The 17,377-nt window shown below is 38.1% G+C and carries 15 protein-coding genes and 1 pseudogene; 3 read left to right on the forward strand and 13 right to left on the reverse strand.

Annotated features, from left to right (window positions below):
* Positions 1–36 precede the first annotated feature (36 nt).
* A complete protein-coding gene (locus MN204_RS08570; protein ID WP_249870672.1) occupies positions 37–600 on the reverse strand; it encodes a hypothetical protein in 564 nt (187 codons plus the stop codon).
* Positions 601–1,655: 1,055 nt separating this feature from the next.
* Here MN204_RS08570 and MN204_RS08575 point away from each other — a divergent pair.
* Positions 1,656–2,120 carry a DinB family protein gene (locus MN204_RS08575; RefSeq protein ID WP_249870673.1) on the forward strand — a complete coding sequence of 155 codons (465 nt, stop codon included), beginning with the start codon at positions 1,656–1,658 and terminating at the stop codon, positions 2,118–2,120.
* Positions 2,113–3,231 carry an NAD(P)/FAD-dependent oxidoreductase gene (locus tag MN204_RS08580; protein ID WP_249870674.1) on the forward strand — a complete coding sequence of 373 codons (1,119 nt, stop codon included), beginning with the start codon at positions 2,113–2,115 and terminating at the stop codon, positions 3,229–3,231. The genes MN204_RS08575 and MN204_RS08580 overlap by 8 nt, the downstream gene beginning before the upstream one ends.
* 45 nt (positions 3,232–3,276) lie before the next feature.
* On the opposite strand, the pseudogene MN204_RS08585 reads toward MN204_RS08580, so the two are convergent.
* Positions 3,277–3,382 (reverse strand): annotated as a pseudogene (locus MN204_RS08585) (universal stress protein); the annotation flags it as partial.
* Between the two features lie 80 nt (positions 3,383–3,462).
* Between MN204_RS08585 and MN204_RS21250 the strand changes: the two are divergent.
* On the forward strand, positions 3,463–3,591 hold the full coding sequence (locus MN204_RS21250; protein WP_306798636.1) for a hypothetical protein: 129 nt from the start codon (positions 3,463–3,465) through the stop codon (positions 3,589–3,591).
* A gap of 46 nt (positions 3,592–3,637) precedes the next feature.
* Here the strand turns inward: MN204_RS21250 and MN204_RS08590 are convergent, their stop codons facing one another.
* From MN204_RS08590 to fabG, 11 genes are all read right to left on the reverse strand, one after another.
* Positions 3,638–4,282, reverse strand: coding sequence for a YczE/YyaS/YitT family protein (locus MN204_RS08590; protein ID WP_249870675.1), 645 nt, complete (start codon positions 4,280–4,282; stop codon positions 3,638–3,640).
* Between the two features lie 266 nt (positions 4,283–4,548).
* A complete protein-coding gene (locus MN204_RS08595; RefSeq protein ID WP_249870676.1) occupies positions 4,549–5,079 on the reverse strand; it encodes an RNA polymerase sigma factor in 531 nt (176 codons plus the stop codon).
* 55 nt (positions 5,080–5,134) lie between these two features.
* A complete protein-coding gene (locus MN204_RS08600; RefSeq protein WP_249870677.1) occupies positions 5,135–6,208 on the reverse strand; it encodes a LolA family protein in 1,074 nt (357 codons plus the stop codon).
* The gene (locus MN204_RS08605) at positions 6,205–7,671 is read right to left on the reverse strand and encodes a HAMP domain-containing sensor histidine kinase (protein WP_249870678.1); all 1,467 of its coding nucleotides are present in this window, start codon (positions 7,669–7,671) and stop codon (positions 6,205–6,207) included. Before MN204_RS08605 ends, MN204_RS08600 begins: the two co-directional genes overlap by 4 nt.
* Positions 7,668–8,378, reverse strand: a complete 711-nt coding sequence (locus MN204_RS08610; protein WP_249870679.1) for a response regulator transcription factor — start codon at positions 8,376–8,378, stop codon at positions 7,668–7,670. The genes MN204_RS08605 and MN204_RS08610 overlap by 4 nt, the downstream gene beginning before the upstream one ends.
* Positions 8,379–8,949: 571 nt before the next feature.
* On the reverse strand, positions 8,950–9,912 hold the full coding sequence (locus tag MN204_RS08615) for an NAD(P)H-dependent flavin oxidoreductase (RefSeq protein ID WP_249870680.1): 963 nt from the start codon (positions 9,910–9,912) through the stop codon (positions 8,950–8,952).
* 21 nt (positions 9,913–9,933) lie between these two features.
* Positions 9,934–10,713, reverse strand: coding sequence for an enoyl-CoA hydratase/isomerase family protein (locus MN204_RS08620; protein ID WP_249870681.1), 780 nt, complete (start codon positions 10,711–10,713; stop codon positions 9,934–9,936).
* A gap of 427 nt (positions 10,714–11,140) precedes the next feature.
* Positions 11,141–12,700, reverse strand: coding sequence for a long-chain-fatty-acid--CoA ligase (locus tag MN204_RS08625; RefSeq protein WP_249870682.1), 1,560 nt, complete (start codon positions 12,698–12,700; stop codon positions 11,141–11,143).
* A 128-nt stretch (positions 12,701–12,828) separates the two neighbouring features.
* A complete protein-coding gene (locus tag MN204_RS08630; protein ID WP_249870683.1) occupies positions 12,829–14,403 on the reverse strand; it encodes an acyl CoA:acetate/3-ketoacid CoA transferase in 1,575 nt (524 codons plus the stop codon).
* A 469-nt stretch (positions 14,404–14,872) separates the two neighbouring features.
* On the reverse strand, positions 14,873–16,093 hold the full coding sequence (locus MN204_RS08635) for a thiolase family protein (RefSeq protein WP_249870684.1): 1,221 nt from the start codon (positions 16,091–16,093) through the stop codon (positions 14,873–14,875).
* A gap of 50 nt (positions 16,094–16,143) precedes the next feature.
* On the reverse strand, positions 16,144–16,890 hold the full coding sequence (fabG, locus tag MN204_RS08640) for a 3-oxoacyl-ACP reductase FabG (RefSeq protein WP_249870685.1): 747 nt from the start codon (positions 16,888–16,890) through the stop codon (positions 16,144–16,146).
* Between the last annotated feature and the right edge of the window lie 487 nt (positions 16,891–17,377).

The raw sequence follows: 17,377 nt of genomic DNA on the forward strand, positions 1-17,377 counted from the left end.
TTACCACACTTTTTTCTATGTTGAATAGACTTTTGATTATTCAACATGTTTCAATGTCTCCGTAACATTCCAAAGATCATAGGACGAATACGCATTCAATGCAATGTCCAGATCATGAAAATATCTATGGAGGTAACGTACATTGGATGAATCTTCTTCCTCAAACGTTCCCTGAGCAAGCGTTACGATGGATTCTAAATCTGCAATTAGAGCTTCATCTGATATATCTGTTTTCATATCCTCAATTGTATTAATCACATATTCCGACTGTTCCTTCTGTTCGTCCCAATCCAAATTATTAATGCCACCATACCCAGTCGTTTTGTTGTAAAAATCATGTACACTGGAAACAAATTGACCAATCTCGGCGTGCTCCTGTCCTATCGTAGACCGAACCCTTTCAACTTCTTCTCTTCCCTCTTCTGTCAGGTCTTTTTCGTCTATTGTATTTCCCCTTGTTTCATCATTGAATATGGTACTCATATCCAGTTGAAATACATTAAAAAAGAATAAACTTGATATAATAATGGTAATGGTAATTACACTGATGAATGTCCAACCGAACCATCCCATTTTAAATTTCCCCTTTGTTTCTCCCAAACAAGACAACTCCTTACATTTTGTATGATATCAGTACTATATCAAATGAAGTGTACAAACAACTGTATATCCTTTTCCCTATATTCTTATTTTACTTTCTTTTTACTGAAAAAGACAATCGTTGACTTTTCAATACCCGTTTATGAACCTGCTTGCTTCAGTGCCATTCATTACTAACTCAACTTTCGTACCTATAAAATAAATTCCAATGTTTAACTGGATTAAACTTAGAATGCCATTAATAATCGTCGCTAGCTTGAAAAAAGTAAGGCGGGTTTTCGTAATTTTTGTTGCTATATAAGCAGAACATTTTATGTGAACTACGAAGTAACTTCAGCTATGTTATATCTGTAGGGCTGGTTATGGAAGAATGTTTCTTAGGCAAACGCAGCCCGTATACACTTCGCTTTCCGCGGGCGGCTGGTTTGGAGTCTTCCAACAACAAAATATTAAGCAAAAAATAATAAATGCTTTTGATCTACCTTTAGCGCATTCAGTATTTTTATAAAAAGAAACAAAAAACGCTCCATTAACATCAGCTTTACCAGTCCAGAATCACTAAAGGTGCAGTCTTTTTCACGAGCACGGCATCAGCTTCACCGAGAAAACCGCTCTGCGGGGTCTTCGTACATGTGCTGTTGTCGCAGAACAAGGAATGATTCGTCAGCTTGTACACTTTTTCAAAAAAATTGTTTTATTTTTCCCAGGATTCATCTCCGCCCATCCTTACTGGTGAAGCTGTATGATGCAATTTCAGCTATTGCATGATTAGTAATTGGCAGCATTCCTCTAACCAGCTCTGAGAAACTATTTTCCATTATCAGTTCTGTTGTTTTAACATAAAAAGAAGTTATGTCATTTTATATCAAATGCAATGAAAGTCAACATAAGCAGTGTATCTGCACCCCTCCTAATTCTACCAAGATTCATTTGTTAATTTCATTATCCGATAATGGAGTTATGAAGGATTAGCTTGGAATTTTTCTATATGTATTCCTAAATACTGTTAAAGGAGACTGAATTCCATTATAATCAATACTATCGGAGGGATTTTAATGTCAAGAAAACAATTTAATTTAACAAGAATATCATTACTAACATTTATTAAAGAATTGGATGAGGAAACTGTCGATGCCCAATCCACCTATTTCAATAATACGATTCGCTGGCATATTGGTCATGTGCTCGTAACAAATGAGAAGTTTTTCTTTATGTACCCTAAGAAATCAACAAATATTCCTGCAAAATATGCAGACCTTTTTGGTTCAGGTACCAAGCCTGCTGATTGGACGGAAGCAGCACCAACACTAGATGTTTTAATAAAAGAATTGGAAGAACAGCAAAATCGGATTAATGAATTCAATGATTTATTCTGGAAATCAAATGTTTCCATAAAAGTACCATTCGGCAGTATCGAAACATATAGTGACCTATTAATCATGCTTTCAAACCATGAAGCAGAACATCTTGGAAAAATCAAAGCGATGCATCAAGTGGTGACAAGTAACGAGTATGAATAATAAATATATTGTTATAGGTAGTGGAATTCTAGGTTCCAGTACTGCGTATTACCTTGCCAAAGAAGGCGCAGATGTCATAATCATTGATCGCATGGACGAAGGGCAGGCGACAGATGCAGCTGCGGGAATTGTTTGCCCATGGCTATCCCAACGCAGAAATAAGGCATGGTATCGCTTGGCAAGAAACGGTGCAAAGATCTATCAGGAATTGATTGAAGATCTAGCAAATGACGGAGAAACAGATACTGGATACGCGCAGGTCGGGGCGATCAGTATACATACCGATTTGAAAAAACTGAACGGCATGCAGGAACGTGCTTTGAGAAGGCGTGAGGAAGCTCCGGAAATTGGTGATATCGCATTACTGGATGCGGACCAAACCAAAAACATGTTCCCGCTTCTGTCCGATATGTACAGTTCTATTTATGTAAGTGGTGCCGCGAGGGTAGATGGGCGTAAATTGCGGAATGCTTTATTGAATGGAGCGAAAAAACATGGCGCGCACATCCTGCATGGTAATGCGAGTCTTTTATATGAAGGAACGAACATATTAGGAGTTTCATTTGAAGAGGAAAAGATAGAGGCTGACTATGTTATTGCTGCCACAGGTGTTTGGATGAATGAATTGATCGAGCCATTGGGAGTAACTTTTGATGTAACACCGCAGCGGGCCCAAATCCTGCATTTAGGTGTCCCTGAAATGTCTACATCCAGATGGCCTGTTGTTATGCCTCCTGCAGACCAGTATATGCTGGCATTCGATGATAACCGAATTGTTGTCGGAGCAACACATGAAAATGATGTCGGCTTAGATTGCCGTGTTACTGCTGGTGGAATGCATGAGATCTTAAATAAGGCAATGGCAGTTGCACCAGGATTAAGCAATAGTACAATATTAGAGACTAGAGTCGGTTTTCGTCCCTTCACACCAGGATTTTTACCGGTAATCGGTCAACTTCCTGGGTTCAATGGGCTGCTGCTTGCCAATGGACTTGGCTCTTCCGGATTAACGATGGGACCATACATCGGTATGCAATTAGCTAAACTTGCTGTCGGGGAAGAACTTGATATCGATTTAAGCGAATATGATGTTGCAGGTGCGGTGAAATAGGATGAACATGATATCATGTTCATCCTATTTTTAGTGGTGTATCTATCATTTGACTATTAAAACAGGACACGCTACTCTATTAGCGACTTTATGACTGACACTTCCCAATAGAACTGATTGTAGTTTATTCAGGTCCTCTGCTGCATCCAATGATAACGTCTAAAAAAATTTTCGTTTACACCTTGCGTTTCTTTTGCTATTCTATCTTTAGAAATGAAAGAGGTGTGTGACTTGAAAGGTAAAACCGTTATCCTGATCATGATCATTAGTACATTAGTAGTTCTTTTGTTCACCTGGCTGTGGCTACAGGATTTTATTGTTGATGAAAATGCTTTATTGGAGATAATGAATTTTTTATAAACAGCGAAGAGCTAAGTTAGATTGTCAATTAAGTTATCAGCAGTAATCATGTTCCATGCTTTCTGCCGGGTAATCTATTAACATTGTATTCCATCTTAAGCACAAACTTTCCGACTCGTAAATAGCTGTATTGAAATATCGGACTTTGTATGAAGGTAAATATGAATGTAAACAAAAATACTGGTCCACCAATAAGGAGTCCTATAACGAGAACAGCACTTTCCGTAATTATTCTCACCCTTCCAATTGGTGCACCTAATTTATCGGATATAGATAGCATAAATCCGTCCCTCGGTCCTGATCCAACTCCAGCGGCATTATACATTCCTCCGCCAAACCCCATAATAACAATACCTGCAAGCATCATGATGACATCCACCCACGTATTGGTAACCACCGGCAGGAAATCCAGCCATAGGTAGAGATCAACGAACATCCCGACGAGAATAGCATTTGCAAAAGTACCCAATTTCACGTAGCTTTTGTCCAGAAACAACGAGAAAATAATGAGCACAATCGAAATAATGATATTCCAGCTGCCAATGGACAGTCCGACGTTATTAGAAAATGCAACATTCAATACGTCCCATGGATGTATTCCCAAATGCTGCATGTTTATCGTTAAAGCAATCCCGAAACTGAAGATCATCACTCCAACAATAAAAATAGACCATCGAAGTACATAACTCATGATCAACAACTCCTTTTCAATATCAAAAAGACAGGTATAAACCTGTCTTTCATAAAGTGAAACTTCACTCTAAATGAGATGACCTAAAGGCCAGATTGATCCCTTTTGCAACTAGTATAACCGAGGAACACTGCCATGGCAACCCTTCAATTGTCAACTATCCTTCAGGCTAAAGCCTACCAAACGCCATACGTGATTTTTCTTAAACCAACGCCCCTATAAATAGGCTATTGCCATTCAGAGCAAAAGATGAACAGATATTGAATTTAGATAGCAAATTCCTTCATTTTTTCCCGTAATTCCTCTCGTCCTTGACAAATATAGGATCGGATTTCAGATTCTGTTGTGTCAAGCACTTCACAAATCTCATGTACAGATAATTGATTACAATATTTCAGTATAAGCGATAATCGTTGTTTCATGGTTAAGTTCATCAAAAGGAACTGAATGTCATTTGACAACTGCCCGTTATCTGCAAAACAATCGATGTTGGAGTGACTGGCCTGAAGCTTTTCAGCAAAATCAACAGTTGAAGAATTCTCATCTAATTGCTTCTTCGCCAAGATTACTGCCGTCTGATACAACCATAGTTCAAACTTGCGGTTATTTTCATAATTCTCCTTTTCAGAATAAGCATATAGAAAAGTATCGTTTGCCAGCTCTTCGGCTTTTTTGTTATCTCCCATCATGATATAACAAAATTGATAGACCATTTGATGATAATATTGCACAAATCTTTTAAAAGTAACGCATTTCCCTTTTTTTTCCTTAAAGACCCAATTACTTATCTTTCTCATCATGATACCCCCGAATTTTCACTTGCCTGTTGCCCCTTAATCCAAAATTAATCTGTTATTTTTCTGAGCTAAATTTCATTTTTTCTGTTAACTGAACGATCTCATCGGGATCAATATCGGGATTCATTATTAAAAGCGAATACCGCAGACCACCTTCATCCCAAAATATGCCATTAATGAACGCATCATATTCCGCGATATTACCCCGGATATTCATTTCACCCTCTGTTATTTCCATATCCTCAGGTGATGGGAACACCGATACATAAAGCACCGGAATATCGTCTTTCGAGTTATACGTTAGCTCCACTTCATATCTATTCAGTTCTTCCGAAAAATCATACATTTGAACTCCAGAAAGGTATACATCTTCTTCTGGAAATAATAGTATCGGTTGACCTAAAGCTTCTTCAGCCTCTTCTACCGTCACGGTGTCCGGTAGAAAATCATCTTCTAAGTTTGCGATTTCAACATCCTCGGGAATATCTATCGTAAATACTCCTTCAGAAAAATTTGGTGAGAAGTCTAATTCTGTATACTCTAATTCAATTCGATTATCCCCAGTTACGGAGACATACTTTACAACAAACCACGTTTTCTTTTCGACCCATAAATCCATATCGCCAAGTAAATCATCCGCATGATTGGCTTTTAATTTAATATGGTACGTGTCAAAGTCAAGCAGTTTTTCTTCTCCGACTACTTCATAGGAATGAGAATCCTTCATCGATTCTAGCATTGATTTCAGTTGTTCTTTAGGGCTCAAGCCTCCTAATGCTCCCAATTCCGTCATATCCATTTCATGTGCCTGCCCACTACCCTGATCGTACATGAGCATTTTCATTCCATCATTGAATACTTCCACCACTTCGTTCCGTAATTGATCCTCTGTAACAACTTTTCTTTTTTCACCTGCTACATATTCTTGTAAGATAGCATGTTCAATCACTTCGTCTCCTTCATATAACTTCATGACAGATTCACCTTGATATGTAGTTACGTCCTTTTCCGATTCAATGGCATTATGGATGATTTCCTCTGCTGACACATTCCTATTTTGTGAGCAACCTCCTAATAGTAAGGTTAAAATACTTAATAAAACGACGCATTTTCTCCATGTAAACTTCATAGTGATCCCCTTTCCTTGATCCAACAGGCAATTAATGTCCCTTTATTTTCTATAGACCATAGATTTATTTTCCCATCATGTTTTTCCATAATAATCTTTGCAATGCTTAATCCTAACCCTGAAGTTGCACCCTTTCCTCTCGATGCATCATCCTGGTAGAAGGGTTGGAATACATTTTTAATCTGACTTTGTTCGATACCTTTCCCTTCATTTTGAATAAGCATAATTGTTCCATCTTTTCTCCACGTATTCACTTCATTCTGTAATTCAGAAAAAACCCAATCCGGCAATTCCCTTTTGGATGAAATAGCAGCCAACCATATCCTCTGATGCACTGGTGTATAGCGAATACTATTATCCATCAAGTTATCTACCATTCGAATCATCTGTTTCGGATCCAGTTCATAGTAATTTCGAGTATCTAATTTCGTTATTAAATGTATATTTTTTCTTGAACATGGTTCCTCATAGCCCGAAAATAGCATTTCAAAAAATTCCTCACCATTTACTTGGACAGTCGCTAATCTATTCTCTGATGACTGTAAAGCAGTAAAGATAGACAAATCTTCAATCATTTGTTTCATATGTTCCAATTTTTTATAGAGTATTGCTTGATATTCCTTGCGTTCCTCATCCGTTAGGTGATGATTTTCCAATGCTTCTGTATATGTACGAATAACGGTTAATGGTGTTTTAAGATCATGTGATAAGGAAGCGACCATATATTCCTTCTCCTGCTGTTGTTTGACAAGTGCATCTCTCGTTTCTTTAATCTGGACTTTCATTTCTTCAAAATGGGACATGAGTACCCCAATCTCATCCTTCGATTTAACTAATCTTTGATTCAATTCCTTTCCCTTAGCAAACGCACTCATATGAAGTTGCAACTGTTCCAGCGGCTGATTCAGCTTGCGATTGATGACCAAAATCACAATTGAATATAAACCTAAGAAAAATACAACAAATAGAAGCATCATGAAATAAGTGTGCTGATTGGATGTTTCCACCCATGCATTCCGACCTTTTGTTATTTCGTATAATCCGACCAAACGATCTTCCTGATCAAATACAAGCCTTTTAACTGAATATGTCCGCGGTTTTTTCTGGTATTCATTTAAATCTTTGTACAGAACATCTTGATTCATCCGGAAAAACTTCATCGTTCCAGGCGTATCCATTGTCGAAAACAACGAAATTCCGTCATATCTATAAAGATCTATTTTGATAGAATCACTCACAAGATCCATCAGATGCTCATAATTTGCTTCAGGTTGAATGTCATATAAAGATACATGATGCAGATGACTTTCCAGGTCAAAGACTAATTCCTGGAAATCAAAGTATTCCTTTAAATCCATTTGTTCATCATAATCACTTAGGCTAATATATATGAAATAAATGGCTGCAATAGGCAGGATCATGACAATTAAATAGCTCAGTATAAGCCAATTTTTAATTTTCATACGAGTTGTTCACCTATAAACCTGTAACCTGCTCCCCAAACCGTTTGAATGAATTTAGCTTTCTTTTGCGTGTCCCCAAGCTTGGTTCTCAAGCTTTTAATATGAACGGTCACTGTATTATTACCATCTACATTCATCAGTTGCCATACATGCTCATATATTTTTGATTTTTCAAATGTAATATACGGATTCTTGGCAAGCAGAAACAATATATCCTGCTCTTTTGCCGTCAAATCGATCAATTCATTATCCATAAATACAGCTTCATGAACGAAATCGATAGCCAATCCATGTTTATAGGTAACCATTTCTTCATTAGAATGCTTCGTTGCATACCGTTGATATCTTCTTAGATGTGAATGAACCCGCGCTGTCAATTCCCTTAAGCTAAATGGCTTTGTTAAATAATCATCTGCGCCAAGATCAAGTCCAAGAATTTTGTTTTCGTCCTCGTTTTTTGCGCTGACAATTAATACAGGTACATCACTTTCCAGACGAATCGTTTTGCACAAAGTAAATCCATCCATTTCCGGTAACATCAAATCCACAATTACCAATGCAAATGAATCTTGTTTGAAATCATCCCATCCTTCCACACCTGTAGATGCCCATGCTACTTGGAAGCCTTCTCTACGCAAGTGATCCCTCATAATACGGGCAATTTCATAATCATCTTCTACAATAAGAATTTTACTCGTTTCAGCCATGGTTCCTCCTCTTCTCTGCCTTAAGTATAAGCCATACCAATTCGATTATTGGAAAAGTTTATTTTTACTTAATAATTGAAGTTACGTTTATTATAATTATAATGTTAAAAACTCAACTTTCGCACCAAAAAATAGGTTCAATCGTTTAACTGGGATATGTAGAAAGCCATAACTAAGCTTGATCATTAACGTTTGGTTATATGTACGTTATTAAATTATAACCGGTAGTTTGATAGGAAACTACATTTTGAAAAAAATAAAGGGAGCCTTTACATAAATTACATGTTATGAGGAAATTTGTTAGATGGGCACGATTATTAGCATCCATATCATTGTTTTATAATTTTTAAGATTTACAGGAGTGTTTTAGCGAGTGTGAAAAACGAGAATACTAGGAAGAAGAGCAGATAAGAGCTTTTCAACAAATGAACCATAGAAAGAGATGTGCCCGAATCCAATTTGTAAATGAACCCAAGCTGCTGTACTATGTAAATTTCTACGATAAAAAAACGAAGGCATTCGCAAAGTCTTTAGCGAATGCCTTCGTTCTATTTATAAAGGTAGTAACGGATTAAGAGTAACTCAATTCTTTCTCCATGATTGGACTTGTGTGCAGTGCGTTGATTGTTTCTTTTGCTTCGTTGACAATTTCTGTTATCACTTGCTCTACGCTTTTCTTTTCCTTAATCATCCCGCCGATTTGGCCTGACATTACAGAGCCTTCATCTACCTTTCCTTCCACAACTGCTTTGTATAGAGATCCTAATGACAATTCTTCCAATTCATCTCTGGATGCTTTACTTTCTTCCATTTCAAGATAACGGCTAATCATCGCATTCTTAATACTTCGAACTGGTGCACCAAGTGAACGACCTGTTACGGTAGTATCCGTATCTGTTTGGTTTAATACAGCTTTTTTAAAGTTTTCATGTACGGGACATTCTTCTGTCGTTAAGAATACAGTACCCATTTGTATGCCTACAGCTCCTAAAGCAAATGCTGCAGCCATTCCACGGCCATCAGCAATCCCACCTGCTGCAAGTACAGGTATGTTAACAGCGCTAACTACTTGTGGGACAAGTGCCATTGTTGTTGTTTCACCAACATGACCACCAGATTCCGTACCTTCAGCTATCACACCATCAACACCTAATTCTTCCATTTTCTTAGCCAGTTTAACAGAAGGGACAACTGAAAATACTTTCACACCTGCTGCTTTTAATTTTTCCATATAAGGTTTCGGAGTTCCTGCGCCAGTTGTAATGACTTTTATGCCTTCTTCAATAATAACGTCTATGATTTCTGGAGTATGCGGGTTCATCAACATGCAGTTTACTCCAAATGGTTTTTCCGTTAATTCTCTAGTCTTATTAATTTCTGTTCTGACTTCAGCAGCTGTCATTCCACCAGCTGTAATAAAACCGATTCCTCCTGCTTCACCTACAGCTGCTACTAATGGGGCTAAAGAAATTCGAGCCATTCCACCTTGGAAAATTGGGTATTTGATTCCTAATAAATCTGTAATTTTTGTCATTTCAAATTCCACCTTTTAATTTTATTGGTTTTTATATTCAGCTGTTCTTTTTTCTTTAAATGCTTGAATACCTTCTCGACGATCCTCTGTATTGAACATATCGAGGAAGGAATAACTTTCGTATTTAAGTGCCTCTGTCAGATTCAAGTTAGCCCCCATTTGCATGACTTCTTTTATATTCGTAAGAGCAACCGGAGACTTTTCCTTTAGCTCTCGCGCCCAGTTTAGTGCCTCCTCTAACACTTGCTCATTCGGAACCACCTTATTGGCAATTCCCCATTTTTGGGCATCTTCAGCGGTGAATACTTTTCCAAAGTAAATGAGTTCTTTCGCCTTTGCCTGACCGATTAAACGTTGCAAACGTTGTGTCCCACCACCGCCAGGGAAAATTCCAACATTGATTTCGGGTAACGCAAAGTTTGTATTTTCACCGCAGATTCGGAAGTCACTGGCAAGTGCCATTTCTAATCCTCCGCCGCGGACAATACCTTTCATTGCGACAATAATTGGTTTGCAAGTTGCTTCAAATGCTGCAAACGTGTCTCTTGATACCCGAAGATAAGCATGTAATTCACTTCGATTTAAACAAGTCATTTCATCTAGATCCATTCCTGCAGTATAGACCTTGTCTCCAGCAGTCGTAAAAATAATGACACGTACGTCTTCATTCTGATTGCATGCTTCAATCAGACCTTGTAATTCCTTCAACATGTTAATGCTCATAATGTTCAGCGGCGGATTATTATAGGTAATAACAGCTACTTGGTCGGTAACATCACAATTTAAATTACTTTTTAACATTAGCTCACCCCTCTAAGCAGTCCTTTTTCAATGTAGTTCTATTATTTTTGCTTGATCACTATTTCACATAATTATATAAAAAATAGTAGTTTCATTCCTTTTTAAGTTTGTGAAGTTTTTCACTTACTTTGCAACTATTATTTTATTGCTAATTCCGCGGAACGTCAATGGAATCAGTTATGATACATTGACATAGTATCCATAGCATGTAAGATATACAGCTAGTTTCACCTTTCTATGAATTAAATTATCTTTAGAAAACTTGGTTGTCACAGCCTTTCAGTGACAGCCTCAGTTGCGCTTATGCAGGTAGGAAAGTTTTATACTTTCCTACCTGCCAAAAAACAACCAGTATATAGATACTGATTGTCAATTAGATTGATATGATAACTGGTATAGGGAGTGAAGTCCACCTCACTTAGCTTAGTTAGATGACTTCTCTCACCTTTTTACTCTTTATTCGAAGTGATTTTTTCATTATTTTTCCGGTCGGGTTTTTGGGTAACTCTTTTAAAAATTTCACTTTAACTGGTACCTTATACTTTGCCAATCTTTCTTTACAATATTGTAATAACACCTCTTCGGTTACCGTATGATTGTTTAAAGACACATATGCAACAACAGACTCTCCCGAGGTCGGATGTGGTTGACTGATGACCGCTGCCTCTTTCACATACGGATTGGAGTATAGTACTTCTTCGACTTCTTTTGGATAGACATTATAGCCACTGACAATAATAATGTCTTTTTTCCGGTCTACAATATAGTAAAAGCCTTCTTCATCCATCCGTGCAATATCACCGGTGTATAGCCAGCCATTTATTAATGTTTCGGAAGTAACTTGAGGTAAGTTAAAATACCCTTTCATCACACTAGAGCCAGAAATGATTAGTTCCCCTTCTTCTCCAACGGCAAGTTCATTCCCTTGTTCATCCACTACTTTCATTTCGACATTCCCTACTGGACGGCCAATTGATCCAGCCTTTCTAGAATGATTAACAGGGTTATAGGAAACACTAGCGGCCTCAGATAAGCCATACCCTTCTATAACTGCAGCTTTAAAAATCTTTTCAAATTTATAAAGCAATGTTACCGGAAGAGAAGCACCACTTGACACAAATAAACGAATGGAGCGAAAAGCCTCATTTAATTTAGCATCCTTTTCTGCTGTCTGAAGCAAGTAACTGTACATGGTTGGAACACCAGCAAAAATGGTTGCTTTATATTTTTTCGCAATCCGAAACACCTCAGCTGGAGAAAATTTAGGTACAATTAATACGGTTGCACCTCTTAATAAAGGTCCACACAGCCCCACCCCTAAACAAAAGGCATGTACCATGGGTAATGTTGCAATAACAAGGTCATTTTCATTGTATTCCAGATGCTCTGTATTATAAAAAGCATTGGCGTAAACATTTTTATACGTCAACATCGTTCCTTTTGGATGACCAGTTGTACCAGATGTATAGAGCATCATTGCCGTATCGTCTTCATCACAATCTACACGTTTATAGTGTAGTTGGCTGTTTTCAAGCGTTGTATTGAAATTAAAAGTGTTGGATGACAAACTGCTTTGATCAACGTTATCATTCTCTCCAGAATCACAGAAGAAATAATGAGACACATTCGGTAAATCGACTTCCATTTTCTCAAACTGACTACTTAATACATCCATTGTGACAAGCCCTTTAACTTTAGCATTATTCAAAATATAACCCAATTCATTCGCTGTAAACATTGGATTTATCGGAATAACGACTACTCCAATTCGAAGCGCACCATAAAAAGCCGTGACGAAATAAGGTGAGTTCCATAAAACAAGAGCGATATGGTCACCTTTTTTATAACCTAACTCCTGCAATACATGAGCAAACCGATTGATTTGGTCATCCATTTCTTTGTAAGTGGTTGCTTTATCCTGAAATATATATGCTGTTTTATTAGGTTGTCTCTTGGCAGAGTCGCCTAACATTTCACTTATATTCACTTGAATTCCCCCTGAGACTTTTTTCCCTTTATGGCTGATGCTCTTCGAATTAGAGGATAAGCCAGCCCAACGAATCCGTTACAAGGCTGGCTTATCCAGATTAAAGGTCTGTTACTTCCTAATCTTTCTTAGTTGCTTTTTTTGGATTCAATGATTTCTTTCAAACCGCCCCATTGCTCAGCAAAAATGGCAGGATCCATTTCTTTAAGATCATCAGCAATAACTGGTTCGAAGTCCATCCATTCTAAAATATCTTTTTCAAGATCAACACCTGGTGCGATTTCGATAAGACGTAATCTACCTTCATGGATATCAAATACAGCTCGTTCTGTTACAAATAGTACAGGGAGGTTCGTTTCATTTGCGAACTTACCACTAAACGTAATTTGCTGTACTTCTTCAACAGCCTTTTTCGCTTTTCCTTGTTCGGTGATAACGAGTTTATTGTCTTTAATCTCTGCTTTCCCACCTACAGTGAGTGTGCCCATAAAGACTATTTTTTTGGATGATTGGCTGATATTAATAAATCCACCAGGACCTGTTACTTTTGAACCGAATTGACTCACGTTGACATTACCGAACTTGTCAAATTGAGCTGCACCTAAGAATGCTGTGTCAAGTCCGCCACCATCATAGAAATCAAACATACTATCATGAGGGATCATCGAACCTGCATTGTACGCTGCACCAAAGTCAAGGCCAGCTGCAGGTGTTCCGCCAAATACACCTAACTCAATCGTAAGTGTCATTTCATTTCCAACACCTTCTTCAGATGCTACACTGGAAACACCTGCTGGCATACCGATTCCAAGGTTAACTAAAGAGTCAGGAACTAGCTCCATTGCTGCACGTCTAGCAATGACCTTTCTAGGATCCAGCTTAATTGGAGGAATCGAATCCAATGGAACTCTTAAATCTCCAGTAAAGGCTTCATTATATACCGAACCCATCGTTTGAGAGTGATATTCAGGAGTTTCATTGACAACAATGTAATCCACTAATGACCCTGGTACAGTTACGTCTTTTGGACGAAGGGAACCGGCTTCAGCAATTTGTTTTACCTGCACAATAACAATTCCACCATTATTCTTTGCAGCAGTAGCTAAAGGTAGTTGTTCGAAATGAACCGTTTCACCTTCAATTGTGATATTACCAGCTGTGTCAGCTGTTGTTGCACGAATCATTGCAACATCGATTGGAAGATTTGGATAATGTAAATATTCTTCACCGTCAAATTCAACAACTTTAATTAATTCTTCTGTTGTGTTGTCATTCACTTTCGCCCCCTGTACACGCGGGTCGACATACGTATGCAAACCAACTTTTGTCATCACACCAGGTTTTTTACTTGCAGTAGAACGGTACATGTGGGTCATAACACCTTGTGGAAGCAAATATGCTTCAATTTTTCCTTCTGCAGCAAATTTTGCCATTTTTGGAGAAGTTCCTGTGTGACCTGCGATTAAACGTTTCACTAAGCCCTCATATGCTAAATGGTCAGATCCTCTTCCTTCCTGGCCATTACCAATTCCACAAGAATGAGCGAAAGTGATTGATTTTGGATGCCCTTCCTCTTGGTATCTCGTTTCGATAGAAGCCAATAGATCTTCTGGAAGACCACCTAACCCATTTGTAGTAGTTGCTACAAAATCTTCATCTTTGATTAATTTTGCAGCCTCTGCTGCTGATATAACTTTAGCCATGTTACTTCATTCTCCTTCTTCAACATAAACTAGAACAAAAGCGCAAGCGCCCGTTTAGGGACGTACGGACTGCACCCCGTACTGTGGGGTGGTTCGACTATTCGAACATTCCTACGTAGGAGATAAAGGAAACACGGCGACCGGAGGGAGCCGATGTTGACTTATCGTACGGAGGTGAAGGAAGTCTCGCTAGTCCCTGGGCACTGGAGCTGGACGTGGCCGTTTATGTGTAAGTATTAATTGATGCCAAAAATTTATACTTTCCTTTACTTTTTAGAAAACTTGGTTGTCACCAAGCCTTTCGGTGACAGCCTTAGTTGCACTTATGCAGAAAGAAAAGTTTAATACTTTCCTTTCTGCTTATCTTACTGAAAAGTAATGTTCCCATTACTTATTCCTTAAAGCCCCATATTATGAAGATGACGTATTGTGCTTAACCTATCAGCTTAAGCACAATACGTGAAAAGAATTATGCATTTGGGTTCTTGATTAAGATAGCGATACCCATACCGCCACCAATACATGCACTTGCGATACCATATTTCTTGTTTTGTTCGATTAATTCATACATTAACGTTATTGTGATACGTGTTCCGCTCATTCCTAGTGGGTGACCAAGAGCTACTGCACCACCGTTTACATTAATACGATCATATAACGGACTATCCAGATACATGTCCAACTCTTTCATAACACCTAGCATTTGACCTGCGAATGCTTCATTGATGTCATATAAATCAATATCTTCTTTTTTCATGCCTGTTTTATCAAGAAGCTTACGGATGGCATGTGCTGGTCCCATACCCATGATAGACGGATCTAGTCCTGCTACAGCCCAATCAACGATTTCTGCCATTGGTTGTAAACCTAATTCCTGTGCTTTTTCTTCTTTCATCAATACGACTGCTGCACCACCATCATTTAATCCAGATGCATTACCAGCAGTTACACTTCCATCTTTTTTGAATGCTGGTTTTAGTTTAGCTAGTGCTTCCAATGTAGTGCTTGGTCTTGGATGGCCATCTTTGTCCACTACAGTAACTGCACCTTTACGTCCTTTTACTTCTACCGGTACAATTTCCTTAGCAAAGCGACCACTTTCGATTGCATTTGCCGCTCTTTGCTGACTGTTATATGCAAACAAGTCTTGGTCTTCTCTTGAGATATCGTATTTTTCAACCACATTTTCTGCTGTATTTCCCATATGCATGATCGGGAACTGTGGATATGGTTGTGCATTGTGATGGTATTTCGTATTGGCATCTTTTAATTCTGCATTGCCCATTCGTAACCCTTGGTAACGTGTTTCAAGTGGCAAGTAGTAAGGTGCACGGGATAAACTCTCTGCACCACCAGCTACAACTATTTCAGAACCGCCAGTTAAAATATCCATCGCTCCGTTCACAATGGATTGTGTACCAGATCCACAAATACGGTTTACTGTGTACCCCGGTACAAGGTCTAGACCTGCTAGTAGAGCTGCATTACGACCTAAGTTAGGCGCATCTCCTGAAGATTCTACATGTCCTAGGATTACATCATCGACTTTAGTTGGGTCTAGATTATTTGAGCGTTTTAATGCTTCTTTGATAGCAATCGAAGCTAATTCTTCTACTGGTACAGTTTTTAAATCACCTAAAAACGCTCCTACAGGTGTTCTTGCACCACTTGTTATAACAACTTTACTCATTATTTAGCACCTCGTTAAAAAATTTTAGTTTCGAATACCCGAAATCTTTATTACATGTTCAATCCGCCATTGATAGGCAATAATTGACCAGTGATGAAACCAGCCTCTTTGGAAGCTAGGAAAGCTGTTGCTGCTGCAATATCTTCTGGCTCTCCAACACGTTTCACCGGAATTTCATTAATCATATTGTTACGAATATCTTCCGGTATCGCATCTGTCATTGGCGTACGTATAAATCCTGGTGATACGGCATTGACGGTTACACCTTTTCTCGCATATTCACGTGCAAATGTTTTAGTTAAGCCTAACACTCCGGATTTAGAAGCTGCGTAGTTGGCTTGTCCAAAGTTTCCTTCTTGACCTGCAATGGAAGATGTGTTGACAATTCTTCCATATCCTTGACTTGCCATAACCTCAGCAGCAATTTTACTTGTAATGAAACTTCCAACAAGGTTTGTATTAATGACCATTTTGAAATTTTCAACAGTCATTTTCTTAACCGAGGAATCACGGGTGATACCAGCATTGTTAACTAAAATATCTAATTTACCAAATTCCTTTACTGTATCTTCAACCATTTTTGTTACTTCTTCTTCATCAGCGACGTTTGCTTTTAAGGCTATTGCTTTTCCGCCATCAGCTGTTATTTCTTCCACTACTGCTTGCGCTTTTTCTGCTTCTCCATCAAACGGATAGTTTACAACTACAGAAGCACCTTTTTTCGCGAAGTATTTTGCAATTCCTGAACCGATTCCTTGACTGGAACCAGTAATAATTGCTACTTGATCTTTTAACATATATAACCCACCTTTTTATATTTTTAAAAGTAAGTCGGGAACGCTTTCATAAAGCACTCGTCCAAAATGATTTCAAACAAAAGTTGTCATCTTAATCTCTGTTATAATTTCCCTACACTTATATTGTGACACAGTTATGTTTCTTAGTGAAATACCAAATTATATATCTTTTTGATAACTAAAATGTTATGGCGCTCGCATTCGTGGAGAAAATGATTGCTTAAAACGCCTGTCCAACTTGTCTTCCAACATGTTCCTATTTAATGATGTCTGAAGTAATTTATCTATTTGACAGAAATATAGCATGATTATATAGGATTATACATATAACCCTTCCGATATATGGAGGTAACTTGCATGATGTAAGGGCAATTATTGAACAAGGGAGTATTTCCAGTGCTGCCGATCACTACAAAGTTAATGGGAATATCGTGCACAAAAGATTCAGAAATAAAAGGAACTTATTGTTATATCACAACGCAACAGA

The sequence above is a fragment of the Oceanobacillus saliphilus genome (genome assembly GCF_023522835.1).
Lineage (GTDB): Bacteria > Bacillota > Bacilli > Bacillales > Amphibacillaceae > Oceanobacillus > Oceanobacillus saliphilus.

Excerpts from the sequence above, each read along its gene's own strand:
- MN204_RS08575 (WP_249870673.1), top strand. The coding sequence starts at position 1,656 with ATGTCAAGAAAACAATTTAATTTAACAAGAATATCATTACTAACATTT.
- MN204_RS08580 (WP_249870674.1), top strand. The coding sequence starts at position 2,113 with ATGAATAATAAATATATTGTTATAGGTAGTGGAATTCTAGGTTCCAGT.
- MN204_RS08590 (WP_249870675.1), bottom strand. The coding sequence starts at position 4,282 with ATGAGTTATGTACTTCGATGGTCTATTTTTATTGTTGGAGTGATGATC.
- MN204_RS08595 (WP_249870676.1), bottom strand. The coding sequence starts at position 5,079 with ATGAGAAAGATAAGTAATTGGGTCTTTAAGGAAAAAAAAGGGAAATGC.
- MN204_RS08600 (WP_249870677.1), bottom strand. The coding sequence starts at position 6,208 with ATGAAGTTTACATGGAGAAAATGCGTCGTTTTATTAAGTATTTTAACC.
- MN204_RS08605 (WP_249870678.1), bottom strand. The coding sequence starts at position 7,671 with ATGAAAATTAAAAATTGGCTTATACTGAGCTATTTAATTGTCATGATC.
- MN204_RS08610 (WP_249870679.1), bottom strand. The coding sequence starts at position 8,378 with ATGGCTGAAACGAGTAAAATTCTTATTGTAGAAGATGATTATGAAATT.
- MN204_RS08615 (WP_249870680.1), bottom strand. The coding sequence starts at position 9,912 with ATGACAAAAATTACAGATTTATTAGGAATCAAATACCCAATTTTCCAA.
- MN204_RS08620 (WP_249870681.1), bottom strand. The coding sequence starts at position 10,713 with ATGTTAAAAAGTAATTTAAATTGTGATGTTACCGACCAAGTAGCTGTT.
- MN204_RS08630 (WP_249870683.1), bottom strand. The coding sequence starts at position 14,403 with ATGGCTAAAGTTATATCAGCAGCAGAGGCTGCAAAATTAATCAAAGAT.
- MN204_RS08635 (WP_249870684.1), bottom strand. The coding sequence starts at position 16,093 with ATGAGTAAAGTTGTTATAACAAGTGGTGCAAGAACACCTGTAGGAGCG.
- fabG (WP_249870685.1), bottom strand. The coding sequence starts at position 16,890 with ATGTTAAAAGATCAAGTAGCAATTATTACTGGTTCCAGTCAAGGAATC.